Raw genomic sequence first — 25,842 nt, 5'->3', positions numbered from 1 at the left:
GCAATATAGTCAGCTTCTGCCAAGACCTTTTCCGGCATTTGCCCTAATCTGCGCCAGAGGTCGGGGTTGGCCGGCTGGCTCCCGTCCAGCATTCCGTGGTTGACCAGAAATACCCGCCGGATGTGGTTGCCCAGTGGTTTATCGTTACATTTGGGTCCCACCTGAAGAAGGTCATTAAAGCTGGCGATATCACCGGGTTTCATGGAGGTCAGGTCAAACACCAGGGTCATCGGCTCATCAGTAAACAGTCGGCCTTTTGCTTTTTGTAATTGGCCGCCCTCTAACCAGGTTTGTTGCATCAGACCATGTTTTTCCAGATCATCCAGCGCACGAATGCAATACGTTGCAGGCTGTTCATGGCGTAGTTGATCAATAATTCGCTGTTGGGTTAACGGAGTATTGGCAAAAAAGAACTCACCGGTACTCAGGCTCTGATGGGCCGCTTCCTGATCCGTTGAGCGGGCGGTGGAGTGATCGCTTTGAAAGTGAGAGGTAGCTTGACAGGCGGCTGTCGTCCTTTGTCCTAAGTCAGGCGTTGGGACTTTTTGGGGTTCTATTAATCTTGATCGCTGTGCTGAAGGCTGCTCAGGCGCTGCTTCGTCATCGGGAAAAACGGATGTTTTCCTTTTGTCTCCCGCCGGATGTAATAAAGAATGGGTTATTGTTTGATTTGGAAAGGAGTGGTAGTTGATAACTTTATTGGTTGTTTTGTTCATTTGATCATCCACGCCTGATTTATGAATGCCAGTGTCAGGAAATTATGGACAACAAAATAATAAGAACGTTCCTTCCACTGCAAACGCATGAACATTTATCGAGCAGTCATTGTTGAGCGGTTTGCTAATGCGCTTTTGGATTTCTGGTTTATTCGGATAGTTTGACTGATGGCTCGATAGCCCTTGCCCTGTTGAAATCAGGTTTCCCGGAATCTGACTTACCGACAGTTGTCCATAATTTCGAACTATCGTTTATGAATTTTTCCCGGGTTTATTTGTCCTACCCAATAACCAAAAAACGGCATGACTAATGTTTCCTTCTCCCTATTTTCCTAATCTGCGATCAATGTAAGAAACTCGTCTAAGAGGACAAGCAAATCATCCGTTTGAAGAACCACAGCGGAAGGTTGGTTAAAATAGCCTTTTATACTTTCCGGGGGTAATTTTAATTGGAGCATGGGATCAACACCATCATCGCCATCCGTAAGGAAGAACTCCTGGATAGGCTGGATAGGCTGCATTGTCTCAGCATAGTAATCATAAAACATAGCCAACCAAATGGGAGGAGTGGCATGATGAATGTGATGCGCTGCCAGCCAACAAAGGAATATTTGTTTTACTATATTATTTAACGTTACAAAATCCTTTTCACTCTCATATATTTCCCTGATTTCTGATCTAATTCCGGATTTTATTCTTTCCTCAATTTTTTTGTCTACCTCTTCTTTTGGTAAAAAAGTACAATTGAAGATAATGGGTTTGTAGCTTATAGATTTTGATACGTTCAGGAAAGCAGCCTCGCCGGACATAAGTTTTTCAGGGATGATAATGCTATTGCCCACAGGCTGGTAGTGAAGTTGTTGATGGACGCGAGGCTGCGATAGACGCTGCAATAGAGAGCGGCTCATGGTCATCGTTTTTATAAACTTTAAGCAGCGTTCTGAACATCGTACGATGTGAATACCTTGTTGTTTACTTGCATCAAAGTCAGTTTTCAAGGGGCTTAGAGGATAAGTCCCAAGCAATAATTTTACCCGGTCTTTTAACTGACAGGAGTCACAGGACCCAGAGAACGTCTGTAAGATAGCCAATAGTGCATATTTCAGAAATTGAGGCGCTGAGCGGTAAAGATCACATAGCCAGTTCAAATAGTGCACATCAGGCTTTTGTGTATGTAACAGGTGACATAATTCCGGCAGACACTGGGTAATTAAAAATTTTTTCGTACCGATATTGCCTTTAACATCTGCCATATACCAAGCGCTTTTTTCTATGATATGTTCCCAGTCTTGTATGTTTTCACCAAACCGGTAAAACATTTGTGGCGATAATAGTATCCCCCAATTATTCGGCAAATCTTTGTCAAGGCTGGAGCCTAAAGGTTCTCTGTGGAATTCAGAGTAGATATCTTTAAATTTGTGCATAAGCTCAGTCGAAACTGAGCCGTTTTGGTTTTGCTGTAATTCACATGTAAGATGAGAAAGACAATAATCAATTTTGAGCTTCAACGAAACTCCCGGTGAATCGATCAATTGGTCGGAATGGGCATACCCACTTTTAGTGGGCCGCTTCAGCTTGGAAAAGTCTGGTTGACGATACTCCCCCCAGTCGGGTTCTGTGATATCTGCAGTGGCCCGTCCGCCGCCACCGAGTTGGTATTGTCGCCAGGTGTGGCCGCCATCGGGGCTGATCTCAACAAAACGGTGCGAAGCATTCTCTACTTGCCGGGCTGGAATACCCCAATAGTGGCAGAGTACCTGGAAGATCATCGCCTTGTGTCGGCAAACCCCTTGTTTCTCCCTGAGCATATTCAGCAACAGCTGTTCATCTTGCCCGGTCACATTTTTGCTATCGGAAAATGTATCCAGCCAACCCATCAACGCATTGAGTCGTTGCGGGATATCCAAGATCCCATCAATGTCATGCAGCTCTGCATAGGCTTCGCAGGTGTTGGTTCCGGAGTAAAAAATCTTCTCTGCCAGGAGATCTGCAAGCCGTTGACTGCACAATCCCTCTTGTAATGTAAGCCGGTCGCCCGGTCTCAGTCGGGTAAAATAGGTTTGCCCGCGGGCAATGATAAAGTCCACCGTTACCGGTGACGCTGAGGATGCCTTACTTTTGATTAACAGTTGCCCTGTCAGCTCGCTTCGGGCCAGCTCAATGGGGGTGTCCGGGGTGCAGCGCAGTGCCCGGAGCTGGTCTTTGGACGTCAGGGCAGGCAGGGGCTGCCATTGGTTATTCAGGATCAGCGTAAACTTGCCGGGCAGTTCATCGGCTTCAAGGTCGGTTCGCCAGACGAGATCACCAGGCCATCCTGCCACAGAGGTTATCGTGCCATTTGTCCAGTCGATGGGGTAGTTGCGCAACTGGCCGTCTTCATCCAGACGGGTCTGGAGAAAAGAGAGACGATATTGGCAGGCATCGTAAGGGTGTTTGGGGAAGTATCTGGTGACCTTATAGTGGCGGGGAGCCACAATATCGCCAAATGCGGAAGGGTAAGCCAAATGACTGGTTTTTTTTCGCTTTACCGTTGACCCGCTCTTGCGGCTGATCTCCGGGCCTTGTTGCATGGCATGCACAATCGTCATGACGTTCTGAGCTGTTGCCTCCGGTGTCACTGTGATTTCACGGTCATGACAACGGGGTACAGGCCCGAATGTTACCGTGATGGGCGTCAACAGTCCGGGCATGCTATTAGCGCTGGCCTCAAGGGCCCGGCGCCGTTGTTCTTCCTGCTTGATTCGTTCCAGGCGTGCTGCATCCTCCAGCAGCGGAGGCAGCAGTGTCTGCAAGGCGCGAAAGGGCAGTGACAGGTGTTTTTGCAAGGCCTGATACCACTGTTCAGGCCTCTGACTGGCCAGATGCCGGGCACTGCTGAACAGGTCGTCCAGTGACAGTTGCACCGGGCAGTTCTGCTGATGCAGTGCTGTGGATAGTTGGTGGAAGTGACCCGCCAGCCATTGGGGCAACCCGTCGGGTATCTCGGGCAATCCCTGCACCAGCCTTGCCAGGTCTTCCGGGTCAAGGGCAGCCAGCCTGATTTGGGTGCAGCGGCTGGTCAGGGCCTTGCTCAGTGCTTCCCGTCCGACAAAATAGCCGGGATTGATGGTGGCAAACAGGCGGAACCCCGGTGCTGCATGGCCGGTCAATACATCATTCAGCAACCCTTCTGCATAGTGGCTGGGAATCAGGTTAAGCTCACTGATGGCGATCAGTTGCCCCTGGCTCATGGCCTGTTTAACGCTCTCGGCCAGATTGCTCCACTGGTTCGGGTTGGCATTGATATGGACAAACGGGCGTACTGGCCGTTGCTTCCTCTCTTGTTGTTGCCAGAGCCGGATGGTTCTGCCCAGCACAAAATCCTTGCCCCAGCCTGCCGGCCCTTCCACCAGCATGGCAGTGCGTCCCGAGTCATCCTTGTCCAGACTTTGCCAGTAGCGGTAGACCAGTTGCCGGACAGGCTCCGCAGAGAAGTCACCATCGGGGTTGGCGGCCTGCAGTCGTTGGATAAAATCAGTAAAGCTGCAGTCAACCCCCGCCAAAAGGGACGGATCTTCCTTGAACTGGCCCTGGTACCAGACGTTGAGGGTGTTCAGCCGTTGCTGGTATTCCGTGGTTACAGCACCGGCCAGGCTGTCCATAAATGCCCGCCTGATCAGGGCGTTGACTTGCGCTGGCGTGTCTTCGGTAGTGGAACAGTGACGGAGAATCTGGCGAACGGTAGCCAGCACATCGATGATATCTCTGGGTGTGGTCTGGTCCAGCAGCTCGCGGAACTGGTTGTACAGGGTTAATAGCCGGTCACAGGTCTGGTGTTTCAGGTGATCAGGCCAGGCCTCCGGCAGGTTGGGCAGAATGATGGCGTTGGCCAGAACGGTGTCTGGCAAGGGGTTGTAGAAGAAGGTGGGAATCCGTGATTTCAACGTGTTATCCAGGTGCCGCCCCGAATAATGATCCGGATTACCGGTGAGAATAATCCGGTGCTGTTGGTGTTCGTTGAGTCTGTATTCCCGGCCCTGATAATGGAGCACCGGCGGTTGCCGGGTTAAACCGGCCAGGGGCGCAAGCAGGCCCTCTGGCACCAGGTTGGCTTCATCAAGCACCAGCAGGGGCGGATTGTCCGATAATGCCCACTGCAGCAGTGGCCCTTCGCGAAATTCGGTGCAGTGATCCACCGCTCCATTGCCGGTTGGATAACTGACCAGCTGTTGCCCACCAAACAGGGCTTCTCGGGTGTGGTTGGGCCCAAGCTGAAGCACCTGACAGGCTGGATAACCAGCCTTGGCGGCAATGGCCCTGGCCATAAAGGTCTTGCCGGCTCCGGCCTCGCCCTGCAGGAACACCACGGGATGCTCCCGGACCCTCCGGGCCAAATGCACCAGACGCCGCTCCTGCCGGGACCGGTTATGGCGCTGCCGGGCAAGGAGGGCATCGGGCAGATCCTGACACTGCACTGGCAACTGATCATTAACAAAGGCAGTGGCCAGTACCTCCCGGATCTGTTGTGATTTCAGTTGATCGGTCTGATCCCCCATCAGAATTGCAGCAATCTGGCTCTCCAGCGTCCCGGCCGTTTGGCTGATGATGGTGTCTTGCTTGAGTGATAGCCGGTGAGCGATCAGGGTATCTTTTAAGGTTGAGCGCACATTCCCGTCAAAAAAGCGTTTTTGCCGGGCCCGCCTCAGGTCGACCCCCAATCGCTGTGCCAGTGGCCGCTGCCATGCCGGGTGGGCAGCGACGACCACATAGATGGCCAGCTGTTTCACCCTGATGTTATCTATGTCATCCGGTGCTTTGATACCTTGGTGTACAGTGACCGGACAATGCCGGGCCAGCATCCAGAAGTCGGCCTTGATGTGCCTCAGTTCCGGGGCCGGGTGGTGGGTCAGCCAGCGCTCCAGGGCGGATCGGTCGGCACGGTTGTCGGCGGGTTGATCCGGATAGTAGCAGGCAATTTTCGCCTTGATGAAACTGTAAATCTTCGGATCGCCCCGATACGCCTTGGCCAACAGCACATGCAAGGCTTGGCGTTGATGGCAGGGCAAAAGCCCGGGGCTACCATCCAGCAGACGTTCTGCCTCGGCCTGTTGCTCAAACCGATACTGAAAATCCTCCCCGGTCCAGGGCGGCCTGTCCGGATAGTTCCTTTGACGGGATTGGGGCAGTGACATCAGCAGGGAATAGACCGGGTTTTCCGGTGCAGGTGGTTGGCTGTCGGAAACGTTAAGCAGGGCGTTGATCAATGCTGAGCCGGTGGCTTGCTGCCCCGGGGGGTTCATGAATGTGGCCCGTGCCTTTGGCAGATCAATCTTGTGCCCATGAATAAACAGGTAAGGGGCAGGCAATAACAGGGTTTCCAGGTTGGCAGCCAATTCCTTGTTGCGCTCCAGACCATACAGGGTAGTTGGCGTCCCATTGACCAGGGCAGCCAACAGTGGACTGTTGGTCAGGGAAAAGGTGAAACGGTTCTGGCTGGTGAGGTTGACCTGTTGCAGGGACTCCAGGGTATCCCCGGGGTTGATCTGATAGGTGAAAGTGACGCAGTGTGGGTTGCAGGCTCCCGTGGTTGGCCAGTGGCCAGCCCTTGCAGGAAGCAACAAATCGGTTGGCAAATTGGCAAACAACCGTGGTCTTTTACTCTCCGGTAATTCCTCCAATTGGCACAATAACCATAACCACTGTTTGTCATCCAGCTCGCCAGTAAGCACCAGTTGCCTGCAACCTTGCAGCAGGTTAGCGAGCATATCTGTTTGCACAACGGTAGTACCATCTATCATCACATGGCCTTTGAGACGCTCGATTGAGCTGCCGTTAATCACCACAAACGGGCTTTGGGGACAAAAAACGGTGCTGTCGCTGATCGTCTGGTCTTTCCGGGCATTGAGTTCGGTGGCACAGATATGCGCTACGGACAGGGATATCTGTTCAGGCAGCCTGACCCATTGCCGGTTGGCGGTAAATCCGCCAACCCGTATGGCCGTTGCCAGGGCTGTCTGAAAGCCAGTGTCGTCCCATGGTGCGTTGTTAAACACCAGGTGGGTATTCTCTTTCAGGTTGGCCAGGGCCCCTTCAGAAAAAAACAGCTGACCCCGATCATTGAGGTTGATACCACCAAACAGTTGGTGGTACCAGTTGTCGGTGGTGGCAAAGTCGATGGTGATGAGGGGGACATTAGCCGGGATGTCTTCCGTGGTTTTTTGGGCCAGCAAGGTTTCGTCGGTGACCGAATCGGTAATATAGTCGGCTTCTGCTACCACCTTTTCCGGCATTTGCCCCAATCTGCGCCAGAGATCGGGGTTGGCGGGCTGGCTCCCGTCCAGCATCCCCTGGTTGACCAGAAATACCCGCCGGACCCGGTCGCCCAGTGGTTTATCGTTACACTTGGGCCCCACCTGAAGAAGGTCATTAAAACTGGCGATATCACCGGGTGTCATGGTGGTCAGGTCAAAAATCAGGGTCATCGGCTCATCCGTAAACAGTCGGCCTTCTGCTTTTTGTAATTGGCCGCCCTCTAGCCAGGTTTGTTGCATCAGGCCGTGTTTTTCCAGATCATCCAGCGCGCGAATGCAATAGGTTGCCGACTGTTCATGGCGTAATTGATCAATAATTCGCTGTTGGGTTAACGGAGTATTGGCAAAAAAGAACTCACCGGTGCTCAGGCTCTGATGGACCGCTTCCTGATCCGTTGAGCGGGCGGTGGAGTGATCGCTTTGAAAGTGAGAGGTAGCTTGACAGGCGGCTGTCGTCCTTTGTCCTAAGTCAGGCGTTGGGACTTTTTGGGGTTCTATTAATCTTGATCGCTGTGCTGAAGGCTGCTCAGGCGCTGCCTTGTCACCGGGAAAAACTGATGCTTTCCTTTTGTCTCCCGCCGGATGTAATGAAGAATGGGTTATTGTTTGATTTGGAAATGAGTGATAATGGCTAACTTCATTGGTTGTTTTGTCCATTTGATCATCCACGCCTGATTTATGAATGCCGGTGTAAGGAAATCAAGGACAACAAAATAACAATAACGTTCCTTAGCCATAAATTGATCCATCATCTGTTCCTGATTACGGCTCGTGGCTGTCACAAATACTCATGACGATTGTTCGTCACCCTCTGGTATGAAAGATTTGCCACGGAGGCACGGAGAAACAGAGGTAAAACTTTATCTTGTCTCCGTGCCTCTGTGTCTCCGTGGCAATTTTTCTTTCACGGCAAAAGACACCGAGACAAACTTCAACTCTCAGGGTTTGACGAAGAAGAAGTTGAAGTCATCCGGTATCTTTTTGGCGCGTTAATGCAGTCTGCTTAATATCGCCTCATAAATTTCAAGAGGGTCACCCCCGGCCATGGCACAGGCAACAAAGTGTCCTTCATTGATCTCGTTAAGGTGAATCTCTCTGGAGGTACACTCCGGTGCTGCATACTTGCAACGGGGCGCAAAGCGACAGCCAGGTGCCGGGTTGATGGGTGAGGTAATTTCGCCCTGCAACACTTCACGTTCCATCTTATGGTCCAGATGAATCGAAGGAATAGCCGATAACAAGGCCCTGGTATAAGGGTGAGTCGGGTTGCTGAACAAATCCCTCGCCGGTGCTTTCTCAATCAGTTGCCCCAGGTACATAACCGCGATTTCATCGGAGAAATGCTTAACCACCGATAAATCGTGAGTAATGAAAATATAAGTGAGTCCAAGCTGTTCCTGCAGATCCTGCATCAGGTTCAGAATCTGCGCCTGAATGGATACATCCAGCGCCGATACCGGCTCATCACAGATAATGAACTTTGGTTTCAGCGCCAGCGCACGGGCTATACCAATACGCTGCCGTCTACCACCGTCCAGCTCATGGGGATAAGTGTTGACCAGTCGAGGGCTTAGGCCAACCAGCTCCATTAATTCAGCGACACGTGCAGTAAGCTCCTGCTTGTTCTTCACTTTGTTGTGAATCAGCAGTGGTTCACCAATGATCTCACTGGCGGTCATCCGGGGGTTCAAAGAGGCAAAAGGATCCTGGAAGATAATCTGCATATCTTCACGCAGTCGCCGCATCTGATCTTTGTTGAAGTGGCGAATATTCTGCCCTTCAAACAGGATGTCGCCATCGGTGGCTTCCAGCAACCGCAGGATGACCCGGCCGGTGGTGGACTTACCGCAACCGGACTCACCGACAATGCCCAGGGTTTTCCCTTTCTTGATGGCAAAGTTAACGCCATCCACAGCGTGAAGGGTGCCTTTGGGGGTCGGGAAATATTTTTTGAGGTTTCTGACTTCCAGAATAGTGTCTGACATAACCTTACCCCTGCACCCTGTTAACGTCTGTTTGTTCTACCATTGACTGCAACATAAGACAGCGGGCAACATGGCCGGTTTCCGTCAAAACCGGTTCCGGTTCTGAGGCCGCACAGGTTGCTGTTGCATCCGGACAACGGGGATGGAACTTGCAACCGGACGGTGGGTCCGTTGGATCCGGCATCATGCCTTTAATGGGGTTCAGTCGTCCAACCGAGTGATCGAGATCGGGAATCGAACCAAACAGCCCTCTGGTGTAAGGATGTTTGGTATTTTCATACACATCGCGAATATCACCACTCTCCACCACTTCACCGGCGTACATAATCGCCACTTTGTCGCACACCTGGGCAACGACCCCCAGGTCGTGAGTGATCAGAATCATCGCGGTGTTGTAACGGCTTTTCAGATCTTTCATCAGATCCAGTACCTGGGCCTGAATGGTGACATCCAGTGCCGTGGTCGGCTCATCAGCGATCAGCAGGTCCGGGTTACAGGCAAGAGCAATGGCAATCACTACCCGTTGTTTCATACCGCCAGAAAACTGGTGCGGAAAGTCCCCCGCCCGGGCCGCCGGAATACCCACCATCTCCAGCATTTCGCCAGCTTTTCGGCAAGACTCTTTTTTGCTGACGCCTTCGTGGATAAGGATCACTTCGGCAATCTGCTCCCCAACCGTCATCACCGGGTTCAGAGAGGTCATGGGATCCTGGAAAATCATGGAAATCCGATTACCCCGAACGCCACGCATTTTCTCTTTGGGCATTTGCAGCAGGTCTTCACCATCAAAGACCACTTTACCACTGACAATTCGACCCGGAGGGTTAGGCACCAGGCCCATAATACCCAGAGCCGTTGTCGTTTTGCCGGCACCGGTTTCTCCGATCAAACCAAGAGTTTCCCCCCGCTTCAGACTGATATTCAAGCCGTTGACCGCGTAGGTGGTTTCACCATCCACTTCATACACGATGCTGAGGTCTTCTATAGACAACAGATCCTGTTTGTTTGCTTGTTCTGTCATAGCATTTCTCTAATAGAACGTAGGGCCTGTTAATGTTTCAGTCGTGGATCAAGGGCATCACGAAGACCATCACCCAGCAGATTCAGGGCAAGAATCGTGATCATAATGGTCAGACCCGGGAAAGTAGTCACATGCCATGCATGGCGCAGATACTGACGACCACCGGCAAGCATCGCCCCCCACTCCGGTTCGGGTGGCTGAATACCAAGACCAATAAAGCTCAAACCCGCTGTGGACAAAATGGCACCCGCCACTCCCAGCGCACCCTGTACAATGACCGGCGACAAACAGTTAGGAATGATATGGCGGAAAATAATCCGCAGATCGCTGGCACCAATAGCCCGGGCGGCTTCGATAAATTCCTGGTCACGAATGGTCAGCACGGATGCTCGCACCACACGTGCGTAAGTAGGAACGCTGGAAATCGCGATGGCCAGCATCAGGTTCATCAGGTTGGCCCCGAGAGCGGAAACAATGGCAATGGCCAACAGAATACTGGGTACGGCCAGGAAGATATCCATCACCCGCATGATAACGTTATCTATCTTGCCGCCGTAGTAACCGGCCACCGCACCGAGTCCGCCGCCCATGACAATGGCGATGGCCACAGAGAGTACACCCACCATCAGAGAGACCCGGGTGCCGTGAATGATCCGGGCAAAAATATCCCGACCAAACTCATCGGTTCCCAGCCAGTACTGGGCACTGGGTCCCTGCAGTCGATCAGCAAGATTCTGGGCAATGACCACCGTCTCATAGTCTGCAATCAGATCTGCAAAGATGGCCGCCAGCACCACCAGGGTGATGATAAACAGACCCAGCATGGCCATTTTGTCACGCTTTAGACGATGCCAGACTTCTAACCACTGGCTGCGTTTCTTCGGTGCCCCTTTTGCCGGGCTCTTATCCAGCTGACCCTGTACCGGATCCAGCGTCATTTCCTGAGACATGATTCTTGCTCCTTAGGCGTACTGGGATTTGATACGAGGGTCAACAAAACCGTACAGCAGATCCACCAGCAGGTTGACCAGACTGAACGTTGTGGCGAGGAATACCACGGTACCCAGGACGGTTGGCGCATCTTTCTGGCGAATCGCGTCCACCATCATCCGGCCAACACCTGGCCAGGAGAACACGGTCTCGGTCAGTACCGCACCGCCGAGCAACATACCAAACTGCAAACCGATCACCGTGATCACCGGGATCAGGGCATTTTTCAGGGCATGGCGGTTAATCACCACATTCTCAGCCACACCTTTGGCGCGGGCGGTACGGATGTAATCCTGACGGATGACTTCCAGCATGGAGGAACGGGTCATCCGGGTAATAATGGCGGCAGAACCGGTACCCAGAGTGATAGCGGGCATGATCAGTGAACTCCAGCTGGAATAGCCACCGGAGGGCACCCAGCCCAGGTTGACGGAGAACAACAGAATCATCATCAAGCCCAGCCAGAAGTTGGGCATGGAGACACCCAGCAGGGCGAAAAACATCGAACCACTGTCGATCATTGAATACTGTCGTGTAGCAGAGATGATCCCGATGGGGATACCAATAATCACTGCAATCACCACACCCAGCGCTGCAAGAATCAGCGTGTTAGGGAATCGGGAAAAAATTTCATCAAATACATCTCGGCCACTGGTGTAGGACTGGCCCAGGTCACCCGTCGCCGCATTCCCGACAAAACGGGCATAACGCAGCAAAAACGGATCATTTAGCCCCATTTCTTCACGCAATTCGGCCACTGCTTCAGGCGGTGCATTTTCCCCGAGAATCAATTGTGCCGGGTCGCCGGGGGTGAAGGACATGATGGCAAATACCAGCAGGGAGACACCCAGTAACACGGGTATCAGCAGCAATAGCCTTTTGAGTATAAATCTATGCATGGTTCACCTGATAAGGGGCTGAGCCCATCGGTAAAGCGTTTTGATGGGCATAAAGCTCACGCTGCTGGAAAGAGCAGCGTGATGGTCAGATTCAAATTAGCCCTGGAAGCGGACACCTCTGATTTTGTGGTGGCCCGCAGGTGCCATGTGGAAGCCAAGCACATTCTTCTGGATACCAATGTTCTGGTACTGATCATAGATGGAGAATGTTGGCACTTCGTTTTGCAGAATTACCTGAATCTTGCCGTACAGCTCTTTTCGTTCACCGGCGTCAGTAGAAGTACGGGCCTGATTCAGCAGCTGGTCCACCTCTGCATTGCTGTAGAACGAACGGTTACCGGCACCGCCGTGGGTAGCGGAGTTGAACAGTGCATAGAGACCGTAGTCAGCATCGCCGGTCACGGTTACCCAGCCCATAATGAACATGTCGTGGTCACCACGGGAGGTACCGTCCAGGAATGCGCCCCACTCAACCACTTCGATGGACATATCGATACCGATCTGACGCAGTTGCGCCTGCAGGACCTGGGCGATCTGGACACGGGTAGGATTGTCGTTGGTCCAGATAGAGGTTTTGAAACCGTCGGCATAACCCGCTTCTGTCAGAAGCTCACGGGCTTTATCAAAGTTCTGCTTGTATCTTTCAATATTCGGGTTGAATCCAAATACCTTGGGACCAATCGGTGAGCTTGACGGGGAACCGGCACCCATCAGCACCGCTTCGACAATGTCATCCGCATTGATGGCATAAGAAATCGCCTGACGTACTTTCACATTGTCGTAGGGTGCTTTTTTGGTGTTGAAGCCCAGGTAGGCAACAGAGAACGACTCTTCTTCCACCAGTGCCAGGTTGTCCTTACTGCGAACCGTGTCTTTGTCGATAGGTTCAAGGTCATAACCGATATCGATTTCTCCGGTTTCCAAAGCGATGGCACGGTTAGTGCCTTCAGGAATATTACGGAAGATAACGTTAGGAATTTCCTGTTTGCCACCGTAGTAATTATCGAAGGCTTTCAGCGTTATGCGATCACCCACAGCCCAGTCAACAAACTGGTATGGTCCGGTTCCCACTGGTTTCTGGCCATAGCTGTCACCCGCCGCTTTAACGGCTTTCTCATTCAGAATGGACGCAGCAGTGTGCGTGAGATGATAAAGCAGAGGACCAAAAGGCTCTTTGGTGATGACGTTCACCGTGTAGTCATCAACTACTTCTACAGTGCTGATGGAGTTGACGATATGAGCCACCGTTGGCGAAGCGATCATGGCTTCCAGTGTGAATTTAACGTCAGATGCCTTCAGTTCTTCACCATTATGGAATTTGACACCTTTTCTCAGCGTAAACTGAGTGGTTTTGTCATCCAGACTTTTCCAGGATTCAGCCAGACCAGGCACGATATTCATGTCCTTGTCTGTCTCAACCAGCTGGCTGTAAATCTGAACCGCCACCCGGGAAGAAGGCTGGTCATTGGTGGCATGAGGGTCAAGAGTCTTGGCATCTGCACCCTGGCCAACCACCAGCGTGTCTTTCATCTTGACTGCTTCTTCTGCTCCCCCGCAAGCGGAAAGGACAACTGCCATGCCGACGGCTATGGCAGCTTTTACTGCTTTTATCATCACTAAGCCCATCAATATTTCTAATTTATGATATGGAACTGCTAACTATATAAGCCCTGGTGCATGTTTATGCATCAGTCGTCGTGTTGCCAGGCTCCCGGGCTTTATCAGTAGCCATTCAAGAATTGCCGATATACCGACACGAATGCTTATAAAGAAAATTCAAGAAAAAATACCGCTCAGCGAGTATAAAATAAGAGTTTTTTCTTAATATTGATTTAAATCAGATGTTTATCTTGGGTAGGGCTTTCTTTCGGTGGTCGTTTGCTGAGAGGTTTGGTGTGCATTCCCAAGGGGAGAGGATTGCAAAAGTTATAAAAGCCTTGAACCACAAAGACACGAAGGCACAAAGGAAATCTTCTGTTTGCTGAGTGTAGCTCAGACAAACCCGGGAAAACCTTTGTGTCTTTGTTAAGAAATCACGGATGGACTGTAGTCAAACAGAAAGCGATCAAAAGAGTCTTCAGTATTGTCAGAAACCCGCAGGAGTGTGGTTTTTACATTCTCAAGATGTTGCCACATGGCATCCCGTGCCGCTTCCGATTTGCGCTGGGATAAAGCCTCAATAATCCTTTCATGATCGTTTACCCACTCTTCAAGATAGTCTACCTTATCAATCCATTCATGGAGACGTTTCCACATGGCGCTGTTTTTGCGGATATCCCAGAGTTGCTGGGTTAAGGCAACCAGCACACTGTTCTGGGTGGCTTCAGCGACTGCAATATGGAAAAGCTCGTCACCCTTGCCACTATTGATACCCTGGCGAATTTCCTTTTTCTCCAGTTCGAGAGCCGCTTTCATGTTTTGCAGGTTGGTTTTATTCAGCTGTGTTGCTGCAAATGCCGCGACATGGCTTTCGATGAGCTGCCTTGCCTGCAGTAGCTCAAATGGGCCAACGTCATTGGCACTGACGAGATCGTGGTCGTCGGATGCGGTGGCAGGCTGGTTACGTTCACTGGCGATAACATGAATGCCTGAGCCTTTACGCACTTCAATCAGACCTTCCAGTTCGAGCATAATCAGCGCTTCACGTACAATAGTGCGGCTGACATTGAGCATGGTTGCAATATCCCGTTCAGCCGGCAGGCGGCTGCCTACCGCGTAGACACCATCAATAATCTGCTGGCGGATATCACGTCCAATTTTCTGATATAGCCGCTTGGGTTCTGACAGGACAAGCATTGGGTTTTGTGCCACTTTTTGAGTCTGTTGGTTTATTTTATACCGCAATACCCGAGAAGTATTGCGGTAGGGAATCAGCGTGCCAACTGTTTAGCTAACAACGTTATTTCCCTCCAGTTGCCACTTTCAACCACCGATTTAGGTACCAGCCAGGAACCACCGACGCACAGAACATTATCCAGTGCCAGATAATCCTGGTAGTTTTCCGGATTAATGCCTCCGGTAGGACAAAAGGTCACCTGAGGAAACGGGCCAGCCAGAGATTTTAACATAGATTGTCCACCTACGGCTTCTGCCGGGAACAACTTCAATACATCGAACCCATAATCAAGGGCCTGCATAACCTCTGACGGAGAAGATACACCAGGCAATAACAGGATATTTTGCTCTCTGGACGCCGCAAGAAGCGCGGGGGTCGCACCCGGAGAAATAACAAAATCGGCACCGGCCTGATGAACGGCCAGTAATTGTTCCGGGTTCACCACCGTACCGGCACCCACCAAACAGTCAGGCATCTCCTGTTTAATCCGTTGAATCGCTGCAACGGCACACTCGCTGCGCAGTGTCACCTCAAATACCGAGATACCGCCATCGTACAGGGCTCTGGCCATGGGCAGAGCCTGGTCAATGTCGTCGATCACCATCACGGGCATGACGGGAAAAGCACGGTTTAAAACATCACGGGCGGTTAACATGACTGTGTTTGTTCCAATAATCGGGAGGTAACAGATGTGGGGATGATAGCGCCTTTGTACTGTATGACACTTGCCGCCAGACGGTGGGCAAAAGCGGCTGCGGTTTCCGGTACATCGCCTGACATTCTGCGGGCAAGATAACCACCATTGAAGGAGTCACCGGCGGATGTGGTATCTACGATCTGACTGACAACTGAGGCCGGTACAAAGGACAATGCCTGGTTAACAATGATGCTGCAGCCATCACCACCCTGTTTAATCACCACTTCCTGAATAGAAGACAGTCGATTTCTGGTGTCGGTAATAGACTGATCGCCAAACAGTGCCTGCTCGTCATCAAAGGTAACCAGCGCGATATCGGTTAACGCAAGAAACTCGTTGGTCACTGACTGGGCCTGTTCTCTGGACGACCAGAGACGTGGCCGATAGTTGCTGTCGAAAGCGACCTTTGCGCCTCGCTCTCTGGCTCTGGTCAGGGTTTTTTTCAGCAGTTCCCGGCTACCTTCATCCAAAATAGCCAGACTGATACCTGACAGGTAGTAGAGGTCGAATGATTCCGCCAGTTCAGAACGCTGTGCCGGTGTAAGACCATGGCTGAATAACGCCCTGGCAGCAGAATCGCTTCTCCAGTAACTGAAACTGCGCTCTCCATAGGCGTCCAGTTCAATGGCATACAGGCCCGGTACTTTTTCGGGTAGCCGTGAAATCCATTGGCAATTGATCTTCTCACTCTGGAAAAAATCAATCATGCGATCACTGAAGCTATCTTTGCCAATGGCGGTGATATAGCTGGTATCAATCGCGTGTGCTGCGGTTCGGGCTATATAGATAGCGGTATTGAGCGTGTCGCCGGCAAAGGCCTGTTTGAACAGGCCATTCTCTGCAGGTGACAGCTCCACCATGCACTCGCCAATACAGGCGACACGCACAGCATGGGCTGTCTGACTGATCATTACAGGCTCCGTTCAATGCCCATCATCAGGCCACGAAGTTCGGCAAGGCCACGCATACGGCCAATGCAGGAGTAGCCCGGGTTGGTTTCCTTGTTAAGATCGTCCAGCATCTGATGACCGTGGTCAGGACGCATGGGGATCATGCAGTCTACCCGACCTTCAGCCTTACGACGACGCTGCTCCATAACCAGTGCACGAGTAACGTCGTACAGGTTGGCCATGCCTTCCAGATGGTTGGCTTCATAGAAACTGCCATCGTCTTCCCGCTCCACACTGCGCAGGTGGACAAAGTGAATACGGCTGCCCAGACGCTCAACCATACCCGGCAGATCATTATCTTCCCGTGGGCTGAGTGAGCCGGTGCAGAAAGTAATGCCGTTATATATGCTATCTACTGCCTGGGTAATACGAATAAAGTCGTCTTCTGTGCTGGCAATGCGTGGCAGACCCAGGATCGCCCAGGGTGGGTCATCCGGGTGAATGCACAGACGTACGCCAGCTTCTTCCGCTGCAGGTACGACTTCACGCAGGAAGGCAGACAGGTGCTGGCGCAGGCCTTCGGCATCAATGTGCGCGTAGCTGTCCAGCGCCTGCTGGAACTGCTCCAGGGTGTAACCTTCTTCTGCACCGGGCAAGCCGGCAATCAGGTTTTTGGTCAGGCGCTGGATATCTGCTTCGGTCATGGTCGCAAAGCGTTCTTTGGCCCTGGCCTGCTCTTCTTCGCTGTAATCCACTTCCGCCCCCGGGCGCTTCAGAACATACAGTTCAAATGCTGCAAACTCGTAGCGGTCAAAGCGAAGCGCACGACTTCCGTCTCTTACTTCATAAGCAAGGTCGGTACGGGTCCAATCCAGCACTGGCATAAAGTTGTAGCACACCACATCAATGCCACAGGTACCCAGATTGCGAATGGTCGTGGCGTAGTTTTTCAGATGACGTGCAAAGTCACCGGTCCGTTTTTTGATGTCTTCGGAGACCGGCACACTCTCAACCACCGACCAGCGCAATCCGGTAGGACGGCCTTGTTCCTCATCCCACTCAATTTCCCGCTTGCGCTTTTCAATTTCCTCAACACTCCATACTTCACCATTGGCAATGTGATGCAGTGCCGAAACAATACCGGTTGCTCCGGTCTGCATAATGTCACGAATGGTGACCGGGTCTTTAGGGCCGTACCAGCGCCATGTCTGTTCCATGATGTTATCCTCTCCCGGGCAGAAGCCGGTTATTAAATCATTGGTTAAATTGTTTGTGCCAGCAGTGCCATTGCCTGTTTGGCACCATGCTCGCGGATTGAGTGGTAGGCTTTAGTCACTTCAGAAACGAATCGTTCATTATTCGCCAGGGCCGGATCAAACACTGCATCCAGCGCCAGAAATGCCTTTACCTGCTGTTCAGGATGTTCCTGATGTTGGCTCGCTGTGGCCTTTAACTGTTCTGCCATTGGGTCACGCACATCGATTTTATTGCCCTGCTCATCGGTTCCCGATACGTAATGCATCCAGCCAGCAATGCCCAGTGCGATGGCAGCAAATGCCTTATCTTCCGCCAGCAAGGTTCTGGCAGAATTCAGCCAGCGCTGAGGCACTTTCTGGGAACCGTCCATGGCGATTTGCCATGTCTGGTGTTTCAGGCCCGGGTTGGTAAAGCGCTCAATCAGTTTTTCAGCATAGCTGGCGAAGTCGGTAGGCTCCGGCATCTCCAGCGTGGCGGCCGCTTCATTATTCATGTAGTGACGGGTCACTTTGACAAACTGCGGGTCCTGCATACAGACGTCGATGGTTTTATAACCGGCCAGGTAACCCAGATACGCCAGAATGGAGTGGCTACCATTGAGCATACGCAGCTTCATCTCTTCATAAGGCTGCACATCGTCGACAAACATGGCACCGTCTACGTTGTCCCAGGGTGGACGCCCCATAGTGAAATGGTCTTCAATCACCCACTGGCGATAGGCTTCGGTAACAATGGCCCCTTTGTCGTCAGTGCCCAGATAAGCCTGAACATCGGCAAAGCTCTCTTCTGTCATCGCTGGCACGATACGATCGACCATGGTGCATGGGAACGCCACCTCTTCACGAATCCAGCCTGCCAGCTCCTTGTCCATGGCTTCTGCCATCTGGATCACCGCTGCACGGGCACGCTTACCATTGTCTGGTACGTTGTCACAGCTCAGAACGGTAAAGGGTGCGATGCCTTTGGCACGACGCTGATCCAGTGCCGTGACGATCAGGCCAAGGGCTGATTTCGGGTTTTGTGGGTTGGCCAGATCGTGGGCAATAAGGGCGTTATCCAGCATCAATCTGCCGGTAGCGGGGTTCAGACAATAACCTTTCTCGGTAATGGTCAGAGAGACAATACGAGTAGTGTCAGCACCCATAATTTCCAGCAGAGGACGTCGATCGTCTTCTACAGCAAGGGATTGCCGGATAGCCGTTGCCAGCTTCACCGTACGGGAGCCATCCGGATTCATTTCCGTGACGGTGTAAGCGTTGTCCTGACTTTGCAGGTCCGCGACCAGCTCCTGACCACCAAAAATATTGGCAGCACAGATGCCCCAGTGAAATTCGCCGGTGGCAGAAATCGCTTCATGGGTATAAAGCGCCTGATGAGCACGATGAAACGCACCAAGGCCAATATGCACAATACCGGCGCTCAGCTCCGAGGCGTCGTAGCTGTTGGCTACAATTTTGTCGCTGCTATATTGTTTATTAATCATCTCCGTCCCCTCACAATCGGTAAGCTTTCCTGGCCAATCCGCTGGTTAGCTCGTGAGCCAGTTCAAACGCTTCTTCTTCGGTAATGCGATGCTCACATACCAGCGATGCCAGAAAGTTACAGTCCACCCGACGGGCAACATCATGACGGGCAGGGATACTCAGGAATGCACGGGTATCGTCGTTGAAACCCACGGTGTTATAGAAACCGGCGGTTTCTGTCACCATGCGACGGTAGCGCATCATGCCTTCCGGACTGTCGTGGAACCACCAGGCAGGACCCAGCTTCAGAGCCGGATAATGACCCGCCAATGGTGCCAGCTCACGGGCGTAAACATCTTCGTCCAGAGTAAACAGAATGATGGTCAGGTTCGGATCATTACCCACTTCATTCAACAGCGGGCGCAGGTTGTGAACAAACTCCGCCTTCAAGGGAATATCTGCCCCTTTATCCGCACCAAAACGTGCCAGCAGGCTTTGGTTGTGATTGCGGTAAACGCCGCAGTGAATCTGCATCACCAGGCCGTCTTCCTGAGACATGCGGGCCATTTCAACCAGCATATGGCCACAGAACTGCTGCGCTTCTTCCGCAGAAATCTCTCCGGCCAGTGCTTTCGTCAGTAGTAACTGACAAGTGTCTTCTGATAGAACCGTGGTGTAAGGCGTTGGATAGCTGTGGTCAGTGGCGGTAGCACCTGTGCTTTGGAAAAACGCCCGACGTTTGCGTAATGCCGTCAGATAGTCAGACCACTGATGGACATCTTCACCGGTCTGCTCCGCCAGCAATGCCATATGGGCTGAGAAATCAGGATGGTACGGATCCGTTACTGAATCCGGGCGGAAGGTAGTGATTACACGTCCCTGCCAGTCACTGGCATTAATTTTCAGATGGCTCTTCAGCGTATCAACAGCGGTTTCCGTGGTCGCCAGCACTTCAATATTGAAGCGCTCATAAAGGCTGCGAGGCAGGAATGCTTCGGTCTTCAGCTGAGCATCAATATGATCGTAAATCCCTTGTGCTGTTTTGCTGTTTAACGGCTGATCAGCACCAAGCACTTCGGTCATGGCGTGGTCCATCCACATACGGGTTGGGGTGCCACGGAACAGAAAGTAGTTGTCGGCAAAAATCTGCCACGCTTTGCGAGGATCCTGCTCAACCTTTATGAATGGGTCTTGACTCTTGATACCAATGCTTTCCAGGGAAATACCCTGACTATGTAACATCCGAAACGCATAATGATCCGGCTGAAGAAACAGTGCAGCAGGGTTGCCGAACGGCTGATTGTCTGCAAACCATGCCGGATCGGTATGACCATGGGGGCTAATAATAGGCAAGTGTCTTATTTCCTGATACAGGGCACGTGCAACACTGCGGGTGCTGTTATTTGAGGAAAAAAGACGATCCGGATGAGGCCGATAGGATTGGTTGGACGTTTTGTTAAACATTGTATTACCGGCTTACCTTCGGGTTGCTAATGTAGTTCATGTTAGGACTTTTATATCAGACTTGATCAAATTGGATCAACCAATTTTACGGTTAAACGGAAATGATTTGATCTAAAGCAAGTATGCTGATTTCCGGGGAATGACGGGGAATGATAAGGATGGTCTGTCGTCAGGTTTTGGTATTAATTGCCCGGGTGTTGACCATGTGTATCTCTATGTTCTAACCTTTCCTCCGACAATTGGACTAACAAGAATAATAAAAATGACACAATACTTCTCGCAAAGTATGACCGGCATCAATTTTTTGGTTGGATATATTGGTCTAAGATATTCCACGAAAATAACTACTGTTTCCGACTCTTGCGCTCCCAGATAAATCAGGGCCGGGAGACCCGGATGTTTTAACCAATGAGTAAGACTTTTAACGCAGTAACACCAGAAGCGTTGACGGCTCATGAGGAGTTGCAGATGGCGACAAAAACATTGTCAATGGTCAACCGGATTGGCTACGGGCTAGGGGATCTTGCCAATACCCTGTCGTTTGGTATGACAGCCGGCTTCCTTCTGGTGTACTACACCGATGTTCTGGGTATCTCCGCTGCAGCAGCAGGCACTCTCTTTCTGGTAGCGCGAGTATGGGATGCTATCAACGATCCAATGATGGGAACCCTTTGTGACAAGCTATTCCAGAAGCACAATGGTGTTGGCGACAAATTTCGACCCTTTCTTTTGAAAGGCAGTTGGCTTATGTTGGTGACCGGTATCCTTGTCTTCTGGGCACCGGAAGGTCTCTCTGATACCCAGAAGCTGATTTGGGCCTATGTGACCTACATTGTCTGGGGCATGTGTTACACATTTGTGAATATCCCTTACGGTTCTCTGGCGACGGTGATGACCCGGGATCCGGGAGAACGTGCGGCACTGGCTGGTGCCCGAGCTATGGGGAGCGTGGTAGGGCAAGTAGTACCAACCATCATCGTTCCTGTTTTCCTTTCTACCTTTGCTGACGATATCGCCAAGGCTTACCTATACAGTATCACTGTATTAGGAACCGGGTCGCTTATTTGTTACCTTCTCGCCTACCGCTTTACGGAAGAACATATCAAACACGAACCGGCACCGGTGACATGCAATGTCAAATTTATGGATACAGTTCGCACCCTGGGCAAGAACAAGCCGTTTCTCTGCGTAAGCCTTTCTTCTGTGCTGTTGCTTACCGCAATAATGGGTCAGGGCTCTGTTCTTGTTTATTATCTGTCTCAAAATCTGGGCGGGGCTGTCTGGCTAATCAGTGTTAACGGAGTGATCCAGGTGGTCGGTATCGTGATTCTCGGGACCCTTATCGGTAAACTGGTAGCACGATTTGGTGCCCGGAAAATTATGATGACTGCCTTCTGTACGGTAACCGCTGCGTCACTGGCTGCATTCCTCTTGCCAACCTCAATTTCCGGTTTATTTGTCTTCATTGCTTTGGGCATGCCCGCGTTTCTGGTTACTCATATCCTGGTATGGGCTAACGTTGCAGACTGCATTGACTACAACTACGAAATTTCCGGCCAGCGTCAGGAAGGTTTGATCTACTCCTCTTATTCTTTCATGCGCAAAATGGGACAGGCCATCGCTGGCTTTATTGCTGGCATGGGGCTCAGCGTTATTGGTTATGACGCAACGCTTGACGTACAAAGCGATAGCACATTGCTGGGCATAAAAGTGATTATGTTCATCCTGCCAGCGATCTGCGCAGCGATCTGCGCCTTGCTTTACAAAACCATGTGGACACTGGATTCAAGGAAAAAGGATCAGGCCCCGGATGCCGTGGCTGAGCCTGCAATTTGCTGAGCTGATTGTTATTCATTTGATTAATAAACGGAGCATAAAAATGACTACTTTCTTATACCCGCACGAAACCAGAACCCGTCGTATTATCGACATCAGCGGCATCTGGAAATTCCGCGTTGACAGGAAAACTGAAGGTCGCACCAATGGCTGGAAAGATGGCCTGACTGATACCACGTTAATGGCCGTTCCATCCAGTTACAATGACATCACTACCGACAAGGCACTGCGTGATCACTGTGGTGATGTTTGGTACGAAACTGACTTTTACATTGCCGAAGAATGGCAGGGTCGTGATGTATTCGTCCGCTTTGGCAGTGCTACCCACCGTGCCATTGTTTATGTGAATGGTGTGGAAGTCGCGAGCCACGATGGCGGCTATATGCCTTTCGCGGGTCAACTGAACGACGTTGTTCGTTTTGGCGAAAAGAACAAAATGGTGGTAGTGGTCAATAATGAGCTGAGCTATTCCACCATCCCTGCCGGTAAGGTTACTACCCACATGGACGGTACCAAAGAAGTTAAGCCGTTCTTTGACTTCTTTAACTATGCCGGTATTCACCGTGCCGTTAAGCTGATGGCGCTGCCCAAGAGCCGTATTGAAGATATCACTGTTATCACTGATTTTGACAAAAGCCTGGGGAAAGTGGATTACCAGGTCAGCACGATGGGCAATGGCGACGTTTCGGTTGAACTCCTGGATGAAGACGGCAAAGTTGTTGCCAACGGTGAAGGCGCTGAAGGCTCTCTGAAGATCGACAACGTTAAACTCTGGCAGCCGGGTAATGCCTACCTGTATACGCTGCAAGTCAGCATTAACGACAATGGCCAATTGGTTGACCAGTATCCACAGACTGTCGGTGTGCGTACTGTTAAAGTTCAGGGTACTCAGTTCCTGATCAATAACGAACCCTTCTATTTCAAAGGTTTTGGTAAACACGAAGATTCCGACATTCGTGGCCGTGGTTACGATGCTGCGCTGAACCTGCGTGATATGGAGCTGCTGGACTGGATCGGTGCCAACTCTATCCGTACCTCTCACTATCCATACTCTGAAGAGTTTATGCAGCTGGCCGAACGCAAAGGTCTGGTGGTCATCAATGAGACCGCAGCGGTTGGTCAGTTTGATGCGCTGATGAACTTTATCTCTGCCGGTACCGGTGGTGCTTCTCAGTCCAAGTTCTTTGACCGCCCTGAAGTACAGAACGAGGGTATGGCTGCTCAGAAAGAAGCCATCCGCGAACTGTTCCAACGTGACAAAAACTACGCGTGCGTGGTCATGTGGTCCCTGTCTAATGAGCCGGATACTTCCCAGGAAGCCTCTGAGTCTTACTTTAAAGAGATTTTTGAATATTCCCGTGAGCTTGACCCTCAGAACCGTCCGCTGACCCTGATTAACTTTATGCTGGCACCATACGGTATATGTCGTGCAAGCAAGTTTGCCGATGTGATCTGTCTGAACCGTTATTACGGCTGGTACATGATGAACGGCCTGGAGCAGCGCAATGCCGCAAAGGTGTTCAGTCAGGAGCTGACAGGCTGGGCCAATGAAGGCAAGCCAATCGTCATCACTGAGTACGGCGCGGATACTGTCGCCGGTATCCACAAACTGCCCAGCGTGCAATTCTCTGAAGAGTACCAGTGCGAGTACCTTGATCAGCAGCATGAAGCCTTTGACGGGTGTTCTGCGGTGGTTGGTGAGCAGATGTGGAATTTTGCAGACTTCCAGACCTGGGAAGGTTTTCTTCGGGTTGATGGTAATAAGAAGGGGGCGTTTACCCGTACCCGTCAACCCAAGATGTCTGCCCACCACCTGAAGCGTCGCTGGGATTCAATCAGTGACTTTGGCTACAAAGAATCAATGGACAAGTAATTTAATAAAACTCTCAGAAGTTTTTATTGACTCACGAGCCTGAATGTCATTCAGGCTCATTTTAAAAAAATCAAAACGAGTGATGGTAAGAACAATTTAATAGATTAAAGTGTCACCAAACATCTCCATGTTTAAATAAAAATATTTGAATAAACAATTTAAAACCAACCTTTCAAATGAATTAATTATTTGGGAAAAATAGTATGGCTATTCGTCGTCATGCATCAAAGATTTTCAATAAATCAATATTGGCTATCACCATTACCTGCACATCATTAACCGTTTCAGCCGATTTTATTGAAGATTCCAGCTTAAAGCTTAAACTGAAAAATGAATATCGAAGAGCTGATCGTCCCAGTGCTGATGCTCCTTACGGACCAAAGATAGATGCTTGGGTTCAAGGCTATCTCTTTGATTTTTCCAGCGGCAAAATTAACGATAAAATCAGCATTGATGCCTCTTTATACCATACTCAAAAGCTTGCAGCTGACGAAGACAAATCAACCAGGTTCTATTTGGATGGCCATGACAGCGCAACCATCGGCGGCGTGAGTATTAATCTGGATTTGGCCGACTGGGCCCAGTTCAAAATAGGTCAATTTGGCACCGACTATTTACACGGCTCATTAGACCACATGGTCCCGTTAATTGACCACTCATCAAACCGAACCGATCCAACGATGGCTGAAGGTATATTATGGCGTGGCGATTTTGCTGATAATATTCACCTGTATGGCATGGTGTCCACGAAAGAAGCAGGAAAATATAAGAAATCCTGGCAGGATACCGGATTAATCGGCTTTGTGGATGGAGCATTTGTCACTGTCGATGAAAAGACCACCTATAACTTTGCTGCTTTGTGGCAAACCGCATACTCAAATCTGAAGTTTGGTTGGCAGGGAATGGATGATCAAGCCGACCAGTTCCAGGTTGAAGCAGGTCATACATGGGCCATGCCGTTTAATAGTATGATGCGTGCGGAATCCCGCTTTTACTACGCAAAAACCAAAGGGTATTCCAAGGATACCTATGCACCCATGACTGGTGGCAACGATGATACTTTTCTTGCTTCTGCCGTCGCCTGGTGGATGCTGGATCAATGGACGTTAACTGGTGCCATTGGTCAAGCCGGTAATAAGCTTCTTCCCGTGCTGGAAATTGATACCGATATCGGCTACGTCTTCGACCAGAGTATCGATCGCAACGGGCAGGATATGTTTTCATGGCAGTTGGGAGTAATGTATGATTTGACGCCAAGCCTGAAAATAGGTGGTTTGGTGACTTTTACGGATGGATATGAAGACTATACCAAAACCGTTAAGCAGGAAGGCATAGGCGGCACATTGCTGTTGATGCATAAAGTGAAAGAGGGTGAGCTGAAAGGCCTGGAAACCACCTTCGTCTATAGCAATGCCACTGAAGACCGTAAAGGGGTTGATGGTCATCCGGATAGTCAGCGCGGCGGCAATTTGGATTATTACGACATCATGCTGAAAGTTCACTACCCGGTGGATATTTTCTAGCCATACAATACCTGTTTTTGATAGCAGTGCCCGTTGATGGGTACTGGCTATCCTCAACAGTTCTCAATTACCTGCTCGCCAGGTTTCGTTCCACTTCATATG

General features: G+C 50.9%; 16 protein-coding genes. 3 read left to right on the top strand and 13 right to left on the bottom strand.

Annotated features, from left to right (window positions below; all coding sequences use genetic code 11):
• The 13 genes from J7439_RS16055 to uxaC form a co-directional block, all read right to left on the bottom strand.
• On the bottom strand, window positions 1–716 hold a 716-nt coding region (locus J7439_RS16055; RefSeq protein ID WP_209202991.1), incomplete at its 3' end, for a hypothetical protein.
• Window positions 717–1,048: 332 nt separating this feature from the next.
• Window positions 1,049–7,663, bottom strand: coding sequence for an AAA family ATPase (locus J7439_RS16050; protein WP_209202990.1), 6,615 nt, complete (start codon window positions 7,661–7,663; stop codon window positions 1,049–1,051).
• A gap of 332 nt (window positions 7,664–7,995) precedes the next feature.
• Window positions 7,996–8,991: an ABC transporter ATP-binding protein gene (locus tag J7439_RS16045; protein WP_209202989.1), complete on the bottom strand. Its 996-nt coding sequence runs from the start codon at window positions 8,989–8,991 to the stop codon at window positions 7,996–7,998.
• Between the two features lie 4 nt (window positions 8,992–8,995).
• Window positions 8,996–10,012, bottom strand: coding sequence for an ABC transporter ATP-binding protein (locus J7439_RS16040; RefSeq protein WP_209202988.1), 1,017 nt, complete (start codon window positions 10,010–10,012; stop codon window positions 8,996–8,998).
• Window positions 10,013–10,041: 29 nt separating this feature from the next.
• Window positions 10,042–10,950 carry a nickel transporter permease gene (gene nikC, locus J7439_RS16035; RefSeq protein WP_353623074.1) on the bottom strand — a complete coding sequence of 303 codons (909 nt, stop codon included), beginning with the start codon at window positions 10,948–10,950 and terminating at the stop codon, window positions 10,042–10,044.
• 24 nt (window positions 10,951–10,974) lie between these two features.
• Window positions 10,975–11,901 carry a nickel ABC transporter permease gene (nikB, locus tag J7439_RS16030; protein WP_101747425.1) on the bottom strand — a complete coding sequence of 309 codons (927 nt, stop codon included), beginning with the start codon at window positions 11,899–11,901 and terminating at the stop codon, window positions 10,975–10,977.
• Window positions 11,902–11,997: 96 nt separating this feature from the next.
• The gene (locus J7439_RS16025) at window positions 11,998–13,515 is read right to left on the bottom strand and encodes a glutathione ABC transporter substrate-binding protein (protein ID WP_209202986.1); all 1,518 of its coding nucleotides are present in this window, start codon (window positions 13,513–13,515) and stop codon (window positions 11,998–12,000) included.
• A 411-nt stretch (window positions 13,516–13,926) separates the two neighbouring features.
• A complete protein-coding gene (locus J7439_RS16020) occupies window positions 13,927–14,697 on the bottom strand; it encodes an FCD domain-containing protein (protein WP_286198393.1) in 771 nt (256 codons plus the stop codon).
• A 74-nt stretch (window positions 14,698–14,771) separates the two neighbouring features.
• On the bottom strand, window positions 14,772–15,392 hold the full coding sequence (locus J7439_RS16015; RefSeq protein ID WP_209202984.1) for a bifunctional 4-hydroxy-2-oxoglutarate aldolase/2-dehydro-3-deoxy-phosphogluconate aldolase: 621 nt from the start codon (window positions 15,390–15,392) through the stop codon (window positions 14,772–14,774).
• On the bottom strand, window positions 15,386–16,345 hold the full coding sequence (locus tag J7439_RS16010) for a sugar kinase (RefSeq protein WP_209202983.1): 960 nt from the start codon (window positions 16,343–16,345) through the stop codon (window positions 15,386–15,388). The genes J7439_RS16015 and J7439_RS16010 overlap by 7 nt, the downstream gene beginning before the upstream one ends.
• A complete protein-coding gene (gene uxuA, locus J7439_RS16005; RefSeq protein WP_209202982.1) occupies window positions 16,345–17,541 on the bottom strand; it encodes a mannonate dehydratase in 1,197 nt (398 codons plus the stop codon). The genes J7439_RS16010 and uxuA overlap by 1 nt, the downstream gene beginning before the upstream one ends.
• Window positions 17,542–17,585: 44 nt before the next feature.
• Entirely contained in the window at window positions 17,586–19,064 is a 1,479-nt protein-coding gene (locus J7439_RS16000) for a mannitol dehydrogenase family protein (RefSeq protein ID WP_209202981.1), read from the bottom strand.
• A gap of 10 nt (window positions 19,065–19,074) precedes the next feature.
• The gene (gene uxaC, locus J7439_RS15995) at window positions 19,075–20,508 is read right to left on the bottom strand and encodes a glucuronate isomerase (protein ID WP_209202980.1); all 1,434 of its coding nucleotides are present in this window, start codon (window positions 20,506–20,508) and stop codon (window positions 19,075–19,077) included.
• 408 nt (window positions 20,509–20,916) lie between these two features.
• On the opposite strand from uxaC, the gene J7439_RS15990 reads away from it, so the two are divergent.
• From J7439_RS15990 to J7439_RS15980, 3 genes are all read left to right on the top strand, one after another.
• On the top strand, window positions 20,917–22,347 hold the full coding sequence (locus J7439_RS15990) for an MFS transporter (protein WP_209202979.1): 1,431 nt from the start codon (window positions 20,917–20,919) through the stop codon (window positions 22,345–22,347).
• Between the two features lie 40 nt (window positions 22,348–22,387).
• Entirely contained in the window at window positions 22,388–24,217 is a 1,830-nt protein-coding gene (gene uidA / locus J7439_RS15985; protein ID WP_209202978.1) for a beta-glucuronidase, read from the top strand.
• A gap of 203 nt (window positions 24,218–24,420) precedes the next feature.
• The gene (locus J7439_RS15980; RefSeq protein ID WP_209202977.1) at window positions 24,421–25,740 is read left to right on the top strand and encodes an OprD family outer membrane porin; all 1,320 of its coding nucleotides are present in this window, start codon (window positions 24,421–24,423) and stop codon (window positions 25,738–25,740) included.
• Window positions 25,741–25,842: the final 102 nt, after the last annotated feature.

The sequence above is a fragment of the Salinisphaera sp. G21_0 genome (assembly GCF_017744115.1).
Lineage (GTDB): Bacteria > Pseudomonadota > Gammaproteobacteria > Pseudomonadales > Endozoicomonadaceae > Endozoicomonas.
The sequence above is the reverse complement of the archived record's forward strand: the minus strand, read 5'-3'. Positions and strand labels throughout refer to the sequence as shown.